Source organism: Dactylosporangium thailandense (assembly GCF_059739745.1).
Genome location: NZ_AP029195.1, coordinates 12306338 through 12320299, shown reverse-complemented (window position 1 = coordinate 12320299; position 13962 = coordinate 12306338). Strand labels below are relative to the sequence as shown.

The 13962-nt window shown below is 74.4% G+C and carries 13 protein-coding genes and 1 pseudogene; 2 read left to right on the top strand and 12 right to left on the bottom strand.

What is annotated here, in order from left to right; genetic code table 11:
- Window positions 1-277: 277 nt before the first annotated feature.
- From AC6JBM_RS55575 to steA, 6 genes are read right to left on the bottom strand one after another with little or no spacing between them, the layout of a single operon-like run.
- The gene (locus AC6JBM_RS55575) at window positions 278-2404 is read right to left on the bottom strand and encodes a hypothetical protein (RefSeq protein WP_497981471.1); all 2127 of its coding nucleotides are present in this window, start codon (window positions 2402-2404) and stop codon (window positions 278-280) included.
- Entirely contained in the window at window positions 2404-3501 is a 1098-nt protein-coding gene (locus AC6JBM_RS55570; protein ID WP_497981470.1) for a glycosyltransferase family 4 protein, read from the bottom strand. The genes AC6JBM_RS55575 and AC6JBM_RS55570 overlap by 1 nt, the downstream gene beginning before the upstream one ends.
- On the bottom strand, window positions 3501-5066 hold the full coding sequence (gene murJ, locus AC6JBM_RS55565) for a murein biosynthesis integral membrane protein MurJ (RefSeq protein ID WP_497981469.1): 1566 nt from the start codon (window positions 5064-5066) through the stop codon (window positions 3501-3503). Before murJ ends, AC6JBM_RS55570 begins: the two co-directional genes overlap by 1 nt.
- On the bottom strand, window positions 5063-5872 hold the full coding sequence (locus tag AC6JBM_RS55560; RefSeq protein ID WP_497981468.1) for a hypothetical protein: 810 nt from the start codon (window positions 5870-5872) through the stop codon (window positions 5063-5065). Before AC6JBM_RS55560 ends, murJ begins: the two co-directional genes overlap by 4 nt.
- The gene (locus AC6JBM_RS55555) at window positions 5862-6809 is read right to left on the bottom strand and encodes a copper transporter (protein ID WP_497981467.1); all 948 of its coding nucleotides are present in this window, start codon (window positions 6807-6809) and stop codon (window positions 5862-5864) included. The genes AC6JBM_RS55560 and AC6JBM_RS55555 overlap by 11 nt, the downstream gene beginning before the upstream one ends.
- A 12-nt stretch (window positions 6810-6821) precedes the next feature.
- Window positions 6822-7994, bottom strand: a complete 1173-nt coding sequence (gene steA / locus AC6JBM_RS55550; protein WP_497981466.1) for a putative cytokinetic ring protein SteA — start codon at window positions 7992-7994, stop codon at window positions 6822-6824.
- A 15-nt stretch (window positions 7995-8009) separates the two neighbouring features.
- On the opposite strand from steA, the gene AC6JBM_RS55545 reads away from it, so the two are divergent.
- Window positions 8010-8420 (top strand): PASTA domain-containing protein, encoded by a 411-nt coding sequence (locus AC6JBM_RS55545; RefSeq protein ID WP_497981465.1) that lies wholly within the window; start codon window positions 8010-8012, stop codon window positions 8418-8420.
- A 120-nt stretch (window positions 8421-8540) separates the two neighbouring features.
- Here AC6JBM_RS55545 and AC6JBM_RS55540 read toward each other — a convergent pair.
- From AC6JBM_RS55540 to AC6JBM_RS55515, 6 genes and pseudogenes are all read right to left on the bottom strand, one after another.
- Window positions 8541-8888: pseudogene (locus AC6JBM_RS55540) on the bottom strand (DedA family protein); the annotation flags it as partial.
- Window positions 8889-9051: 163 nt separating this feature from the next.
- A complete protein-coding gene (recN, locus tag AC6JBM_RS55535; protein WP_497981464.1) occupies window positions 9052-10812 on the bottom strand; it encodes a DNA repair protein RecN in 1761 nt (586 codons plus the stop codon).
- Window positions 10813-10932: 120 nt separating this feature from the next.
- Window positions 10933-11826: an NAD kinase gene (locus AC6JBM_RS55530; RefSeq protein WP_350621373.1), complete on the bottom strand. Its 894-nt coding sequence runs from the start codon at window positions 11824-11826 to the stop codon at window positions 10933-10935.
- On the bottom strand, window positions 11823-12620 hold the full coding sequence (locus AC6JBM_RS55525; RefSeq protein ID WP_497981463.1) for a TlyA family RNA methyltransferase: 798 nt from the start codon (window positions 12618-12620) through the stop codon (window positions 11823-11825). Before AC6JBM_RS55525 ends, AC6JBM_RS55530 begins: the two co-directional genes overlap by 4 nt.
- A gap of 22 nt (window positions 12621-12642) precedes the next feature.
- Entirely contained in the window at window positions 12643-12849 is a 207-nt protein-coding gene (locus AC6JBM_RS55520; RefSeq protein ID WP_497981462.1) for a hypothetical protein, read from the bottom strand.
- Entirely contained in the window at window positions 12846-13457 is a 612-nt protein-coding gene (locus AC6JBM_RS55515; RefSeq protein WP_497981461.1) for a phasin family protein, read from the bottom strand. Before AC6JBM_RS55515 ends, AC6JBM_RS55520 begins: the two co-directional genes overlap by 4 nt.
- Window positions 13458-13566: 109 nt before the next feature.
- On the opposite strand from AC6JBM_RS55515, the gene AC6JBM_RS55510 reads away from it, so the two are divergent.
- Window positions 13567-13905: an SCP2 sterol-binding domain-containing protein gene (locus tag AC6JBM_RS55510; protein ID WP_350621381.1), complete on the top strand. Its 339-nt coding sequence runs from the start codon at window positions 13567-13569 to the stop codon at window positions 13903-13905.
- Window positions 13906-13962: the final 57 nt, after the last annotated feature.

The following is a 13962-nucleotide window of genomic DNA, read 5'->3' as shown; positions in this document are numbered from 1 at the left end:
GCAGCCCGGCGCAGCCCGGCGCCAAATTATGGCCTTCGGCGCGCTGCTGCACGGCTAACGGCTGACAGCCACCATCGGCCAGATCCCGGTTCCGGCAGTTCTCCCGGCCGATCGGGCACCGCGGCGAGCAGCCCCGAGGAACGCCCCGGGATCAGCTCTCTAGCGCCGCCTCGGAGACGCGCGGGGCCGGCGTGCGGTCGTCGGCAGATCCCGGTTCCGGCGGTTCTCCCGGCCGATCAGGCACCGCGGCGAGCAGCCCCGAGGAACGGCCCCGGGATCAGCTCTCCAGCGCCGCCTCGGAGACGCGCGGAGCCGGGGTCCGGTCGTCGGCGTGCTCGAGGACGCGCAGGCACGACAGCACCACCAGCGGCAGGGCCGTGGCCAGGGCGGCGCCGAGCACGTTGAACGACACGCCCTCCACGACACCGGCCAGCAGGCACGCCACCACCAGGCCCGAAAGGGCCGCGCGGACCGGCGGGAAGACGCCCAGCAGCCGCCGCAGCCCGCCCCAGTCGCGCAGCAGGACGAACGTCGCGTACAGCACGCACCCGAGCACCAGCACCGTCAGCGGGCTGGTGACCGTCGTGACCACGTCCGCCTCGGCGATGCGCCGGGCGATGAAGCCCGCGGTGCCGTCCTGGGTGCGCACGAGCAGGCGGCCGACGCTGCTGCGCTGCTCCTCCGGCCGGAACAGGTCCAGGATCGCGAAGCCCGAGCTCACGAAGAGCGCCGCGGCCGCGGCCCAGAGCAGGCGCGTGATGGTGAGCCAGCCGCCGACGGCCATGGCCGCGGCCACGCACATGCCGGCAGTGAGCGCCACGGCGCCGGATGCGTCGGCGCCGAGGTACGGACTGCCGATCACCACCACCCCGACCGCCCCGATCACGGCCATGACGAACGGCCTCCACCGGCGCTCGAAGCGCTGGGCGAGCGCGGCCCCGCCGAGCAGCGCGCCGGTCACGAGCAGGCCCAGGCCGATGACGCCGACGCCGGCGTACCGGCCGCCGACCACCGCCGAGTAGCCGGCCACCCCGTTGAGCTGCAGCCGCGACCCGGTCAGCACGTCGAAGGCGACGGCGAGCGCGGCGACGGCCGCGACCCCGCCGAGGGGCGCGATGGCGCGGCTGCGGCGGCTCAGGAACGCGATCGCGAACGTCGCCACGCCGGTCACGGCCAGGGTCACCCCGCCGAAGCCGAGGCCCGGCCGCGACCAGCGCCACCAGGGCAGCAGGTCGGCGACGAGCGCGGCGGGCACGGCGAGGGACGCGGCGATGAGCAGCACCTCGGCCGCCCGCACGACCGCGCGCGGGATCGGCCTGTGGGTGAGCGGGCCGGCGGGGCGGCGGGCGCGCTGCAGCAGCGGTACCACGGCCAGGAACAGCAGCAGCTCGGCGACGACGAGGGTGGTGAAGAAGTTGGTGCCGACCCGGCGCTGGATGCTCGCCTCGCGGTCGGCGTCGGCGAGCCGGCTCACGGCCGCGGTGACGTCCACCGGCCGGCCGCTCGCGCTGGTCGAGGCGGCGCCGCCGGCGAAGAGCCGCCCGGGCAGGGGCCGGTCGAGGGCCGCGAGGGCGGTCGGGGCGAGGTCGACGACCTGGATGTACCCCGGCCGCGACGTCGACGGCGAGGTCAGCCAGCCGCCCGTGAACCCGGGCCCCTGGGCGATCGCCACGTGCAGCCGGCTCGTGGCGTCGAGGTCGGACAGGCCGGCGAGGACGACCACCGAGTGCTCGGGGCGGGCGGCGAGGATGCCGGCGAGCGCGGCATCGGCGCGGCGGGCGTCGGTGGCCCGGGAGACGGGGTCGTCGCCGGCGATCTCGCCGAGGTCCACGAGCGTCAGGGCGCAGGCGTCCAGCAGGCTGTCGTCGAGGCCCTCGGAGTACTTGTCGACCCGGCCGTACGGTCGCGCCGCCGCCAGGGCCGCCCCCGGCCCGATCGCGGTGGTGCAGCGCACGCCCTCGGCCAGGGCCCCGGGCTGGGCGCCCCAGTGCAGGTTGCGGTTGCGGGCGACGATGTCGCTCTGGTCGGGCAGCGTCGCGCTGGTCACGTTCTGGTTGATCGACACGTTGAGCCCGGGGCAGACGGGGGTGACCGCGCCCGGGGTGTAGATCGCGAAGTTGCCCGAGCCGAGGGTCAGCCAGCCGTCGCCGGCGCAGGTGATCCGGCGGGCCGAGCGCACCGACAGCGCCCCGATCGCGCCGCCCTGGGCCATCTGCCACATCGCCGGGGTGTCGGACGCGTTCACGTCGTCCCAGCGCAGCCCGGCGACGCCGACGACGATCACGTAGTCCGCGGTCGGCTGGGCCGGGGCGGCGGCGGGGCGCGGGATGAGTCCGGCCACGCCGGCGAGGCCGGCCAGCAGCGCCAGCAGCGCCGGGGAGAACCGGTGCAGCCAGAGACGCATCAGCTCACCCCGCGGGCGGCGCGCAGCTCGGCGTACACCGCCTCGACCTGGTCGATCGTGTCGTGCTCGGTGGGCCAGCCGGCCGCGCGGTCCAGGCCGCGGCGGGCCAGCTCGGCGCGGGCGCCGGGGTCGTCGAGCAGCTCGACGACCGCGTCGTGCACGGCGTCGACGTCGGCCGGCGCGACCAGGCGCGCGGCGGAGCCCACGACCTCGGGCACGCCGCCGACGGCGGTCGACACCAGCGGTACACCCGCCGCCAGGGTCTCCTGGATGAACAGCGGCTGGCCCTCCCACACGCTGGTCGCCACGACCAGGTCGGCCGCGCCGAGCAGGTCGGGCACGTCGTCGCGGTGGCCGAGCAGGTGGACCGGGGCGTGCTCGACGGAGATGCGCTGGGCCAGCGACATGTAGGACGGCCCGCTGCCGGCGATCGCGGTGAACGGCTCCGGGTCTCGGTCGCGCCAGCGCGCCGCGGCGGAGACGAGCGTCTCGAAGCCCTTCTGCGGGTGCAGCCGCCCGACCGCGAGCACCAGCGGCTGGCCCGGCTCGGCCCCGAGCTCCTCGCGGATCTGTTCGGGGGTGCGGGCGACGGGCCGGGGCTTCGGCGCCGGTACCTTCGCCAGCCGCACGTCCCGCCCGCCGAGCTCGGTGGCGCGGGCGGCGAGGTCGCTGGACACGGCGAGGGTGACGTCGGCGGCGCGGGCGACCCGGCGCTCGAGCGGGTGGTAGAGCCGGGCCCGCAGGCCGGTCGCGAGGACGAGGTTGTGCCAGGTGACCACGAGCGGGGTGGCGTCGGTACGGGCGAGCGCGGCGACGAGCCCGGCGCGCAGGCTGTGGGCGTGGATCACGTCGGCGTCGCGGACGCTGCGGCGCAGGGCGCGCACGGCGAGCACGTCGCCGGGCTGCGGGCTGGCCGGGATCTCCACGGGCACGAACCGCGCGCCGCGGGCGGCGAAGCCGAAGGCCTCCTCGGTCGCGGCCGGGCCGTGCACGCTGACCTCGTGGCCGCGCGCGGCCAGGCCCTCGGCGAGCATGCCGACGTGCCGGCCGATGCCGCCCGTGCTGGAGGCCAGGACCAACGCGATGCGGGCGCCCACTACCCATCCCTTCGTCTGACAAGCCGCCGCAGGGTCTGCCGGTCCGCGAGGGCCGCCCCGGCGAGGAACACCACCGCCACCACGACTCCGCACAGCATGCCCTGCACGACGGCCCCGCCCGCACCCGGGGTGACCAGGTGGGAGCGCACGACCAGCCCGGCGCTGGTGGCGACGGCCGCGGCGGCGACGCCGATCGATACCGTGCGCAACGTGCCGGCGAGGGCCGCGCGCCCGGCCCGGCGGCCGACGGCCAGGAGCAGCGCGCCGCCGAGCACGAGCATGCCGATGGAGTTCGCGGCGGCCACGGCGGCGATGCGCTGCTCGATCGGCAGCGCGGTGGAAAGGCTCAGGGCCGCGACCGCGGTCGCGGCCCAGCCGACGGCGGTGGCCACGGCCGCCGGGTACGCGTTCCCGCCCGCGTAGAGGGCCCGGGACAGCAGGGCGAACAGGCCGTAGCCGAGCAGCCCCGGCGCGAACCAGGCGATCCCGCCGGCAAGCGGCCCGACGGCGGGCGGGTGCGAAGAGGCGGCGGCGAGCAGTACCGCGATGGGCCGGGCGAGCACGATCAGCGCGGCGGCGCCGAGGCTGCACAGCAGGACCACGGCCCGCACGGCCGGGGCGAGGGCCGCGGCGAACCCGGCCCGGTCGCCGGCCGCGCCGTGCTCGGCGAGCGCCGGGTACGCCGTCGTGGCCACCGGCACCGCGAGCACCGCCCACGGCAGCAGGAAGATCGTCTGGGCGAGGCTGTAGACGACGATGGCCCCGTCCTGCGGGCTGTAGCTGACGAGGTTGATGGCCAGGCCCAGCACCAGCTGCTGGGTGCCGACGGTGACGATCCCGGCGACGACCAGCGGCCGCAGGGTGGCCATCGCGCCGACGTCGAGCCGGGTCGTGGGCCGGATGCGCAGCCCGAGCCGGCTCACCGGGGCCACCAGGCAGAGCGACAGCACCGCGACGGCAAGTGTCGTACCGCCGGAGAGCAGCAGCAGCTGCGGGCCGCTCACGCTCGACAGGACCGCCCCGCGCCCGGCGACCACGCCGAAGGCGACGTACACGGCCATCACGGTGAGGCTCGACAGGAGGGGCGCGATGACCGGCCAGGCGAAGCGGCGGTACGTCTGCAGCGCCCCGGTGAGCACGATCCCGACACCGTAGAGCGGCAGCTGGGGCGCGAAGACCCGCAGCATCTTCGCCCCGGCGTCGACGACCTCGGCCGGCTGCCCGCTGGTGAGCAGCCCGACCAGCGGGTGCGCGAGCAGGGCGACGACCAGCGCGACCGGGGTCAGGATCAGCACGACCCAGGTGAGCAGGGCACCGACGGTGCGCCCGACGACCGCCTTGTCCCGGCCCGCGAGCATCGGCACGACGAGACTGGCCAGGGCACCGCCCGCGACGAGCTCGAAGATGATGTTCGGGATCGTGTTGGCGGCCTGGTACGCGTCGCCGAGCCGGGTCGGCCCGACGGACGAATTGAACACCAGAATGCGCGCAAATCCGGCAATCCGGCTCAGGAGGGTGAGGCTCGCGACGAGTGCCGCCGCCCCGAAGATCCTGCTCCTCGTCACCCGCGCGAGCGCGGATACGGGGAGGGTTTCCGGCGGCCCCACTGGTCGATCCGGTTCAGCACCGGGTTGGCCTCGATCACCTTGGTGAACGAGACCTTCTCGCTGGCGGCGGTCAGGGCCACGATCCCGGCCAGGGCCGCGAGCCGCCCGAACGTGCCGGTCCGCGCCGTGTACGCCACCCCGAGCAGCGCGCCGAGCGCGTTCGCCCCGGCGTCGCCGAGCATGATCTCCTCGTCGAGGTCCGCGGGCAGCAGCGCCCCCGCGGCGCCGAGAGGGCCGGACGCGCCCAGCGGGGTGCCGACGGCGATGCCGGCCTTGAGGGCCCGCCCCGGCCGCAGGTCGAGCAGGTTGAACAGGTTGGCCGCGCCCGCGATCACGCCGGCGCCGAGCACGACGTCGACGGCCCGCTTGCGGGGCAGCAGCGCGGCGGCGGCGAGCCCCGCCACGCCGACCCCGGCGATCTTCACCAGGCCGCTGGTCACACGGCCCTCCCGCAGCGCGCCGAGGTGGCCGCGGAAGCCCTTGGCCGCGTGCTCGGGCCGGCCGCCGACCAGGTCGTCGTAGAGCCCGACGGCCCCCGACCCCAGCCCCGCGATCGCGCTCGCGGCCGCGTGCTCGGGCCGGTGCACGATCGCACCGGCGGTCGCCCCGGCGGCCAGCGCCGGCCCGCCGGCCAGCGACACGCCGCGGCCGCGGAAGTTGGTGCGGGCCAGCGTCGGGTGGTCCTGCAGGGCGCGCAGCACCGCCCGGGCGACACCGCCGCCGACCGGCCCGGCCAGGGCGCTCAGGATCCGCCTACGAGCCATTGGTCACGCTCGCCGTCTTCGGCAGCAGGCTGGTCGCGCCGGTGCCGCTGCCGTAGTGGCCGTACTTGCCGCCGATCCGCTCGGCGAGGGCCATGACCGCCGCGACCTGCCCGTAGGCGGTGACGGCGTTGTCCACGGTCGAGATCGACTTGACCACGGTCGCGTCGCCGATGACGGTGGAGACCAGGCCGTTGGCGGACAGGCCGGCGACAACCACCCGCGCGGAGATGTCGAAGCGGGTGGCGAGGGTCAGCACGGCGGCGTTGCGGTCCTTGGCGTCCTTGCCGCTCGCAGGCGCCCCGGCGATGATGATCGCGGCCTCGGCCGGGGCCTTGAAGTCGCCGTCGAGGCCGATGAACCCGCCGCTCTCGAACGCCGACAGCACCGTGCGGGTGCCCTCGACCTGCGGGGTGCCGGCCTTGCCGAACAGCACCGCGGCGAGCAGCGCCGACGCGGTGTCCACCGCGTTGGACTGGGTCGGCAGCGCGCCGCTGACGGCCGCCGGGGCCGAGGACTCGGCGAGGTCGAGCAGGTTGGCGCTGCTGGCCGGGTTCGTGAACTTGTCCTTGATCGTGACCGTCCCGGCGACCTTGGCCCCGGCCGTGCCGAGCATCGTGGCGATCCCGTCGGTGGCGGCGTTCACGTCGCTGCCGTCGCTGCCGTCGAGCTTGACCAGCAGCACGTTCTTGTTCGGGAGCTTCCCGGCCAGCAGCGCCGGCGCGGCCTCGCTGGCGAAGTCGGCGTTCTTCTTCAGCTCCGCCCGCGACTGCTCCAGGTCGTCGCGCAGCTGCTGCTTGTCGTCGGTGAGCGTGTTGACCTGCTCATTGAGGTTCTCGGTCAACGGGCCGTTGGCCGCCGCGGTGCCGACGACGAGGCCGATGGCCAGGGCCAGGAACACCGCCGCCAGCGACACCACGTGGTACCGGAAGTTGATCAAAGCGAGCCCCGTCTACGAGAACAGCGTGAAGATCAGGTTGTCCCACCACTCGGCGATGACGCTGAGATACGCCCGGCCGATCGTGGTGACCGCGAGCGCCGCGGCCATCGCGGCGATCGCCGAGGCCAGCAGCAGGACCAGCGAGGAGCCGGAAAGGCTCTGGCGGTACAGCCGGCTGACCCCCTTCGCGTCGACGAGCTTGCCGCCCAGCTTGAGCCGGGTCAGGAAGGTCGAGGCCATCCCGCCGCGGCCCTTGTCGAGGAACTCGATGAGGGTGTTGTGGGTGCCGACCGCGACCAGCAGCGACGCCCCCTTCTCGTCGGCGAGCAGCATCGCGATGTCCTCGCTGGTCGCCGCGGCCGGGAAGGTGATCGCCTCCACCCCGAGGCGCTGCACCCGGGCCAGGCCCGGGGCGCGTCCGTCGGGGTAGGCGTGCACGACGACCTCGGCCCCGCAGCGCAGCACGTCGTCGCTGACCGAGTCCATGTCGCCGATGATCATGTCCGGCGTGTACCCGGCCTCGACCAGTGCGTCCGCGCCGCCGTCGACCCCGATCAACACCGGCTTGTACTCGCGGATGTAGGGCCGCAGCACGTCGATGTCGGCCTTGTAGTCGTAGCCGCGGACCACGATGAGGCAGTGCCGCCCGGCGATCTGCGTCTGGATCTCCGGCACGCCGACGCCGTCGAGCAGGAGGGCGCGCTCCTGCTTGAGATACTCCATCGTGTTGGCCGCGAAGGCCTCCAGCTGCACCGACAGCCCCTCGCGGGCGTCGGCCATCGACTCGGCGACGGTCTCGGCGTCCTGCCGCACGCCCTTGGCCACGGCCTCCTCGCCGACGAACACGGTGTCGCCCTCGATGCGCACCGAGTCGCCCTCGCGCAGCCGATCGAACAGCTCCTCGCCCAGGTCGTCGACGAGCGGGATGCCCGCCTTGATCAGCCCCTCGGGCCCCAGGTTCGGATACCGCCCCGAGACCGACGGCTTCGCATTGAGCACAGCCGCCACCCCGGATGCGGCCAGCGAGTCGGCCGCCACCCGGTCCAGGTCCACGTGGTCGATGACCGCGATGTCACCCGGCCGCAGCCGCCCCACCAGGCGCTTCGTCCGCCGATCCAGTCGCACGACGCCGGCGATGGCACCCGGCTCGGCGGGCCGGGTGCGGCGCAAGGTTGGAAGTCGCATCAGAACCATCCTGGCATGGACGGCCGACGAAAGCCGCGCACGACATGTCCACGACCAGGTGGTACGCCCTATTTCACGTTTCCGCATGACGCCGGTCACCCTCGATGTCCGTCACGGAATGTCGCCCACCCGACACTCCGGGCGCGTATTTACGACCCCCGGGAGCCCCTCTCGTCTGCACCGCAGGAAACCAAGGGGGGCCACCCGATGGGGACGTTGTCGTCGATCCGCCTGACCCGCGTGCCGAACCTCGCCGGCAAGACCCCGGCCGAGGCCTCGGCCGCCCTACGCGCCGCCGGACTCGAGCTCGGAGTGGTCCGCGAGATCGGCCCGGCCGGCGCCATGATCGTGCTCGAGCAGTCCACCCTGGCGCTGACCGTCGCGCCCGTCGGCACCCGCGTCAACCTCCTGGTCGGCCGCTGCTGAGAGCCTCCGCAGCGCCTCGGCGGCGACCAGCAGCACCGCCGCGGCCGCGTAGGCGAACAGCAGCGCCTTCCAGATCACGCCGTCGAAGTAGATCCCGCAGCCGAAACCGATGAGCCCCGCCGTCGAGGCCCACAGGCTCGCCCCGGCCGCCGTCCACGCCTGGAAGCGCCCCGCCGGGTACCCGACCACCCCGGCGGCCAGCGCGGACGCGGCCCGGCCGCCCGGCAGCCAGCGGGCGAAGACGAACACGTGTCCCCCGTGCACGTCCAGCGTGCGCCGCACCCACGCGTAGACGTCCCGCTCCCGGGCCCGCCGCCGCAGCCGCGTCCCGATGCGGTACGCCACCGTGTCCCCCGCGAACGCCCCGCCGGCGGCCGCCACGATCACGAACACGATCCACGGCCGCCCGGTCGCGCCGGAGAGCACGGAGACCGTGATGAGCGTGGTCTCGGACGGCGAGAGCGGCACGAGCGAGTCGAGCCCCGCGATCACGAAGACCGCGAGCAGCACCCAGGGCGACCCGGCGACCGCATCTATCACGATCAAAACGTAGGGCGACGAATCGAACACGAGACGTCGCCCAACCGAACTTACGCCTGCGCTTTCCCCCGGTCCGCCACCGACAACAGCCCTACGCCTGTGCTTTCTCCCGGTCCGCCACCGACAGCAGCTCCTCGGCGTGCGCGATCCCCAGGTCGGAGTTCGGCAGGCCGGCCAGCATCCGCGCCAGCTCCCGCGCTCGGTCCGTGTGCTCCACGACCGTCACGCCACTCGTCGTCACGGCGCCCCCGGTGTCCTTGGCGACCACCAGATGCCGGTCCGCGAAGGCCGCGACCTGCGGCAGGTGGGTCACCACCAGAACCTGATGGTCACGCGCCAGCCGGGCCAGCCGCTTGCCGATCTCCACCGCGGCCGTGCCACCGACCCCCGAGTCGACCTCGTCGAACACCAGCGTCGGCGGCCCGCCGACCCCGGCGAACACGACCTCGATCGCCAGCATGACCCGCGACAGCTCGCCGCCCGACGCGCCCTTCTGCAGCGGCTGCGACGGCGCCCCCGGATGCGGCAGCAACCGCAGCTCGATGTCGTCGGCTCCGTCGGGCCCGACCCCGCTGTCCGTCCCGGCCGCCGTCGCAATGCTCGGCCCGCTCCCGGCCGGCTTCGGCCCCACCACGACCTCGATCCGCGCGTGCGGCATCGCCAGCCCGGCCAGCTCCACCGTCACGTCCGCCGCGAACCGGCCCGCGGCCTCGTGCCGGGCCGCCGACAGCACCGCCGCCACCTCCGCGACCTCGCCGTGCAGCCGCTGCCGCTCCCGGTCGAGCTCCTCGAGCAGCTCGTCGGACGTGTCCAGCTCCCCGAGCCGGGTCCGGGCGCGATCGGCCCAGGCCACCACCCCGTCGACGTCCTCCGCGTATTTGCGCGTCAGCGCCCGCAGCGCCGCCCGCCGCTCGTAGACCTCCTCGAGCCGCCCCGGGTCGGCGTCGAGGGACGCCAGGTAGGTGCCGAGCTCGGTGGAGACGTCGCCCGCGAGCGTGGCGACCTCGTCGAGGCGCGCCGCGAGCTCGCCCAGCACCCGGTCGACGCCCGCCTGGGCCTCCAGGGTGCGCCGGGCCGTCGCGATGAGGCTCAGCACGTCGGCCACCTCGTCGCCGCCGTCGCCGGTGCCGGACATCGCCACGTGCGCCAGCTGAGCCGCCGAGCGCAGCCCCTCGACGTGCTCGAGCCGCTGCGCCTCCTCGCGCAGCAGCTCGTCCTCGCCCGGCTGCGGGTCGACCCGCGTGATCTCGTCGAGGCCGAGCTTGAGCAGCTCCGCCTCCTGGCTGCGCTGCCGCGCGTTGGCCCGCCGGTCGGCCAGGTCGTCCTCGACGGCCCGCCAGCGGTTGTACAGCTCCGCGAACCGCCCCAGCAGCTTCTCGTGCTCCGGACCCGCATACCGGTCCAGCGACGCCCGCTGCTCGGCCGGGCGCAGCAGCCGCAGCTGGTCCGACTGCCCATGCAGGGCGAACACCCGCTCGCCGACCTCCGACAGCAGCGACACCGGCACCGTCCGGCCGCCGACGTGCGCCCGGGAGCGGCCCTCGGCGGTCAGCGTGCGGCTCATGAGCAGGGTGCCGTCGTCGTCGACCTCGGCGCCCGCGTCGGCGATGCGGCTCTCCACCGCGGCCCGCACGTGCGCGGGCAGCGTCAACCGGCCGTCGACGGTGGCCCGGCCCGGGTCGGCGCGCACCCGGCCCGCGTCGGCGCGGCCGCCGAAGAGCAGGTTGAGGCTCGTCACGACCATGGTCTTGCCCGCGCCGGTCTCGCCCGTGATGACCGTCAGGCCCGGGCCGAGGGGCAGGGTGGCGTCTTCGATCACGCCGAGTCCGGTAATGCGGAGTTCCTCCAGCACGGAAGGAACACTAGCTGCGGGGTACGACAGTTCTCCACTCAGCCGGGCCGTCAGCCGTGCCGTTTGTTGTGGCCGCGGCCCGCTCGCCACGCTGCGTGAACAGAAGCTCACGCAGGCGCATCAGCCGTGACGCTTGTTGTGCCGCCAGCCCTCCACGGGCAGCCCGAACTTCGCCACGAGACGATCCGTGAACGGACGCTCCCGCAGGCGAACCACCCGGACGGGGAGTGCTCCGCGGCGGACCGTCACCGTCGAGCCGGGCGCGAGGTCCATCACCCGCCGGCCGTCGCACGACAGCAGCGCGAAGCTCGTGAACGGCTCCACGTTGACCGTGATCGTCGAGTCCGGCGAGATGACCAGCGGCCGGCTGAACAGCGCGTGCGCCGAGATCGGCACCAGCAGCAGCGCCTCCAGCTCCGGCCACACCACCGGCCCGCCGGCCGAGAACGCATACGCCGTCGAGCCCGTCGGCGTCGCGCAGACGACCCCGTCGCAGCCGTACCGCGACAACGGCCGCCCGTCGACCTCCACGAGCAGCTCCAGCATCTTCTCGCGGGCGCCCTTCTCAACGGTGACCTCGTTGAGCGCCCAGGAGTTGCCGACCAGGCGCCCCGCGTGCTCGGCGGTCACGTCGATGGTGAGGCGCTCGTCGACCGTGTACGTGCCCTCGACGATCTCCCGCACGGCCTTGTCGACGTCGCCGATCTCGGCCTCGGCCAGGAACCCGACCTTGCCGAGGTTGATGCCCAGCAGCGGCGCCTTCGCCGGCCGGGCGAGCTCCGCCGCGCGCAGCAGCGTGCCGTCCCCGCCGAGCGCGAAGACGATCTCGACGCCCTGCGCGGCCGCCTCCCCGCTGACCGGCACGGCCCGCGGAATGGCCAGCTCGGGAGCCTCGTCGGCCAGGACTCGTACCGTGAAACCGCTGTCGAGCAGATCCGCCGCCACGGTCCGGGCATGATCGTTGTTGCTGGCCTTGCCCGTGTGCGCCACAAGAAGCGCCTCACGATCGCTCATGCCACTACTCCCTCGACGACCTGCTGCACCACGCCCGGGTCGACCGGCGGCGCGTCGCGGCGCAGCCACAGGAAGAATTCCACGTTGCCCTGCGGCCCCGGCAGCGGGCTGCGCGCGACCCCGGCCACCCCGAGCCCGAGCCCGGCGGCCGCGGCGGCGACGTCGAGCACCGCCGCGGTCCGCAGCTGCGGTGAGCGGACGACACCCCGCTCGCCCAGCGCCTCCCGGCCCACCTCGAACTGCGGCTTCACCATCGGCACCAGGTCCCCGTCCGGGGCCGTGCACGCCGCCAGCGCCGGCAGCACCAGCTTCAGCGAGATGAACGACAGGTCGGCAACGGTCAGCTCGCACACCCCGCCGATCTGCTCCGGCTCCAGCGTCCGCACGTTGGTCCGCTCGATCACCGTCACCCGCTCGTCGGTCCGCAGCGACCACGCGATCTGGCCGTAGCCGACGTCGACGGCGGCGACCGTGGCCGCCCCCCGGCGCAGCAGCACGTCGGTGAACCCGCCCGTGGACGCGCCCGCGTCGAGGCAGCGGCGGCCCGCCACCGGCAGCCCGGCGAACGTGTCCAACGCCCCGGCGAGCTTGTGCCCGCCGCGCGAGACGTACTCGTCCTCCGCCGCCTCCAGCACCCGCACCGGGTCCGCCGGGTCGATCTGGGCCGCGGCCTTCCCGGCGGCGGTACCCCGCACTTCCACCCGGCCCGCGGCGATCAGCGCCGCCGCCTGCTCCCGGGAGCGGGCCAGGCCCCGGCGCACGAGCTCGGCGTCGAGTCGGTTCCGGCGCGCCATCTGCCAGCAGCTCCCTGAAAGCTCAGCGTTCCTCGATCGTGCCCAGCGTCTCCTGCAGCGTGCGATGGGCGTCGGTGTACACCGAAACCTGCTGCCGCAGCGGAAGCGACGCTACATCGCCCAACGCCGCAACCGCCGCCTCGACCCGGCCCAGCACCCCGGCACCGGGCGGGCCCGGCAGCGGACCAGGCACCGGCGCGGGGCCGGGACCAGGCACGGGCGCGGTCACGACGCGGTCTTCCGGGGCGCGCGAGTGGTCTTCTTCACGGGCAGCTTGTCCGACGCCGGCCCGACCTCAGAGGCCGCCGCGACGGTCTCGATCGCCTTCTTCGCCGCCGCCTTCTTCGCCGGCGCGGCCTTCGCGGGCGGAGCCGCCGGAGCCGCCTCCGGGGCCGCCTTCGCCGGCGCCGCGGCCTTCTTCGCCACCGTCTTCTTCGCGACCACCTTCGCCGGCGCCACGGCGGCCGGAGCCTCCGCGATCGCCTCGGCGCCGACCGGCGGCGCGGGCTCGTGCGGCGGCGCGACCGCGGCGATCGTCGCCTCCTTCAGCTGCGCCTCGAGCTCGTGCACCCGCGACGTCAGCGCCGACACCTCGTCCGCGGTGGCCAGTCCGACGGCGCCGAGGGCCCGATCCAGCTCGTACCGCACCAGCTTCGTCAGCGCATCACGGTTCGCCGAGCCGGCCTTGAGCAGGTCCTCGGCCATCGTCTGCAGCTGCTCGGCGGTCGCGCCGCTCTTGCCGACCAGGCGCCGGACCGTCTTCGTCGCCTTCTTCGTGGTGGCCTCGGTCATGCCGTAGGCGAGCTCCAGGTACGCCCGCCATGCTTCCTGCGCCATATTGCGTCTCTCCTCCAAGTGGTGTACGCCATCACGCTACCGGGCGTGCCGCGAAGCCGTACGGTACCGTCACATTCCACAGCACCAGCGAAAGGCGGGGTTCTCGCGCATGGCAACGGTTGAAGAGTGTCGCGCCGCTCTGGAGAAGCTCGCGGAACGGCTGGCCGCCAATGCCGCCCAGGCCCGGGAGAAGCTCGACTTCGACCGGACCCTCGCCTGCCGCGTCACCGACCTGAACGTGGCCTTCCACGGCCGGCTCCAGGGCGGCCAGATCACCGACCTGACCGACGGCGACGACCCGCGCGCGAAGATCAAGCTGACCTCGAGCGGCGACGACCTCGTCGCGCTCGTCAACGGCCGGCTCAACGTCATGCAGGCGTGGACCAGCGGCCGCATCAAGATCGACGCCGGCATGATGGACCTGCTGAAACTGCGCAAGCTCCTCTGAGCCGAAGCGCTCCGACCGGCCCGGCGCAACGCGCCCGGGCCGGTCCCGCCACTGCCG

Excerpts from the sequence above, each read along its gene's own strand:
- AC6JBM_RS55515 (WP_497981461.1), bottom strand. The coding sequence starts at position 13,457 with ATGGCGCAGGAAGCATGGCGGGCGTACCTGGAGCTCGCCTACGGCATG.
- AC6JBM_RS55575 (WP_497981471.1), bottom strand. The coding sequence starts at position 2,404 with ATGCGTCTCTGGCTGCACCGGTTCTCCCCGGCGCTGCTGGCGCTGCTG.
- AC6JBM_RS55530 (WP_350621373.1), bottom strand. The coding sequence starts at position 11,826 with ATGAGCGATCGTGAGGCGCTTCTTGTGGCGCACACGGGCAAGGCCAGC.
- AC6JBM_RS55525 (WP_497981463.1), bottom strand. The coding sequence starts at position 12,620 with ATGGCGCGCCGGAACCGACTCGACGCCGAGCTCGTGCGCCGGGGCCTG.
- steA (WP_497981466.1), bottom strand. The coding sequence starts at position 7,994 with ATGCGACTTCCAACCTTGCGCCGCACCCGGCCCGCCGAGCCGGGTGCC.
- AC6JBM_RS55560 (WP_497981468.1), bottom strand. The coding sequence starts at position 5,872 with ATGGCTCGTAGGCGGATCCTGAGCGCCCTGGCCGGGCCGGTCGGCGGC.
- AC6JBM_RS55545 (WP_497981465.1), top strand. The coding sequence starts at position 8,010 with ATGGACGGCCGACGAAAGCCGCGCACGACATGTCCACGACCAGGTGGT.
- AC6JBM_RS55510 (WP_350621381.1), top strand. The coding sequence starts at position 13,567 with ATGGCAACGGTTGAAGAGTGTCGCGCCGCTCTGGAGAAGCTCGCGGAA.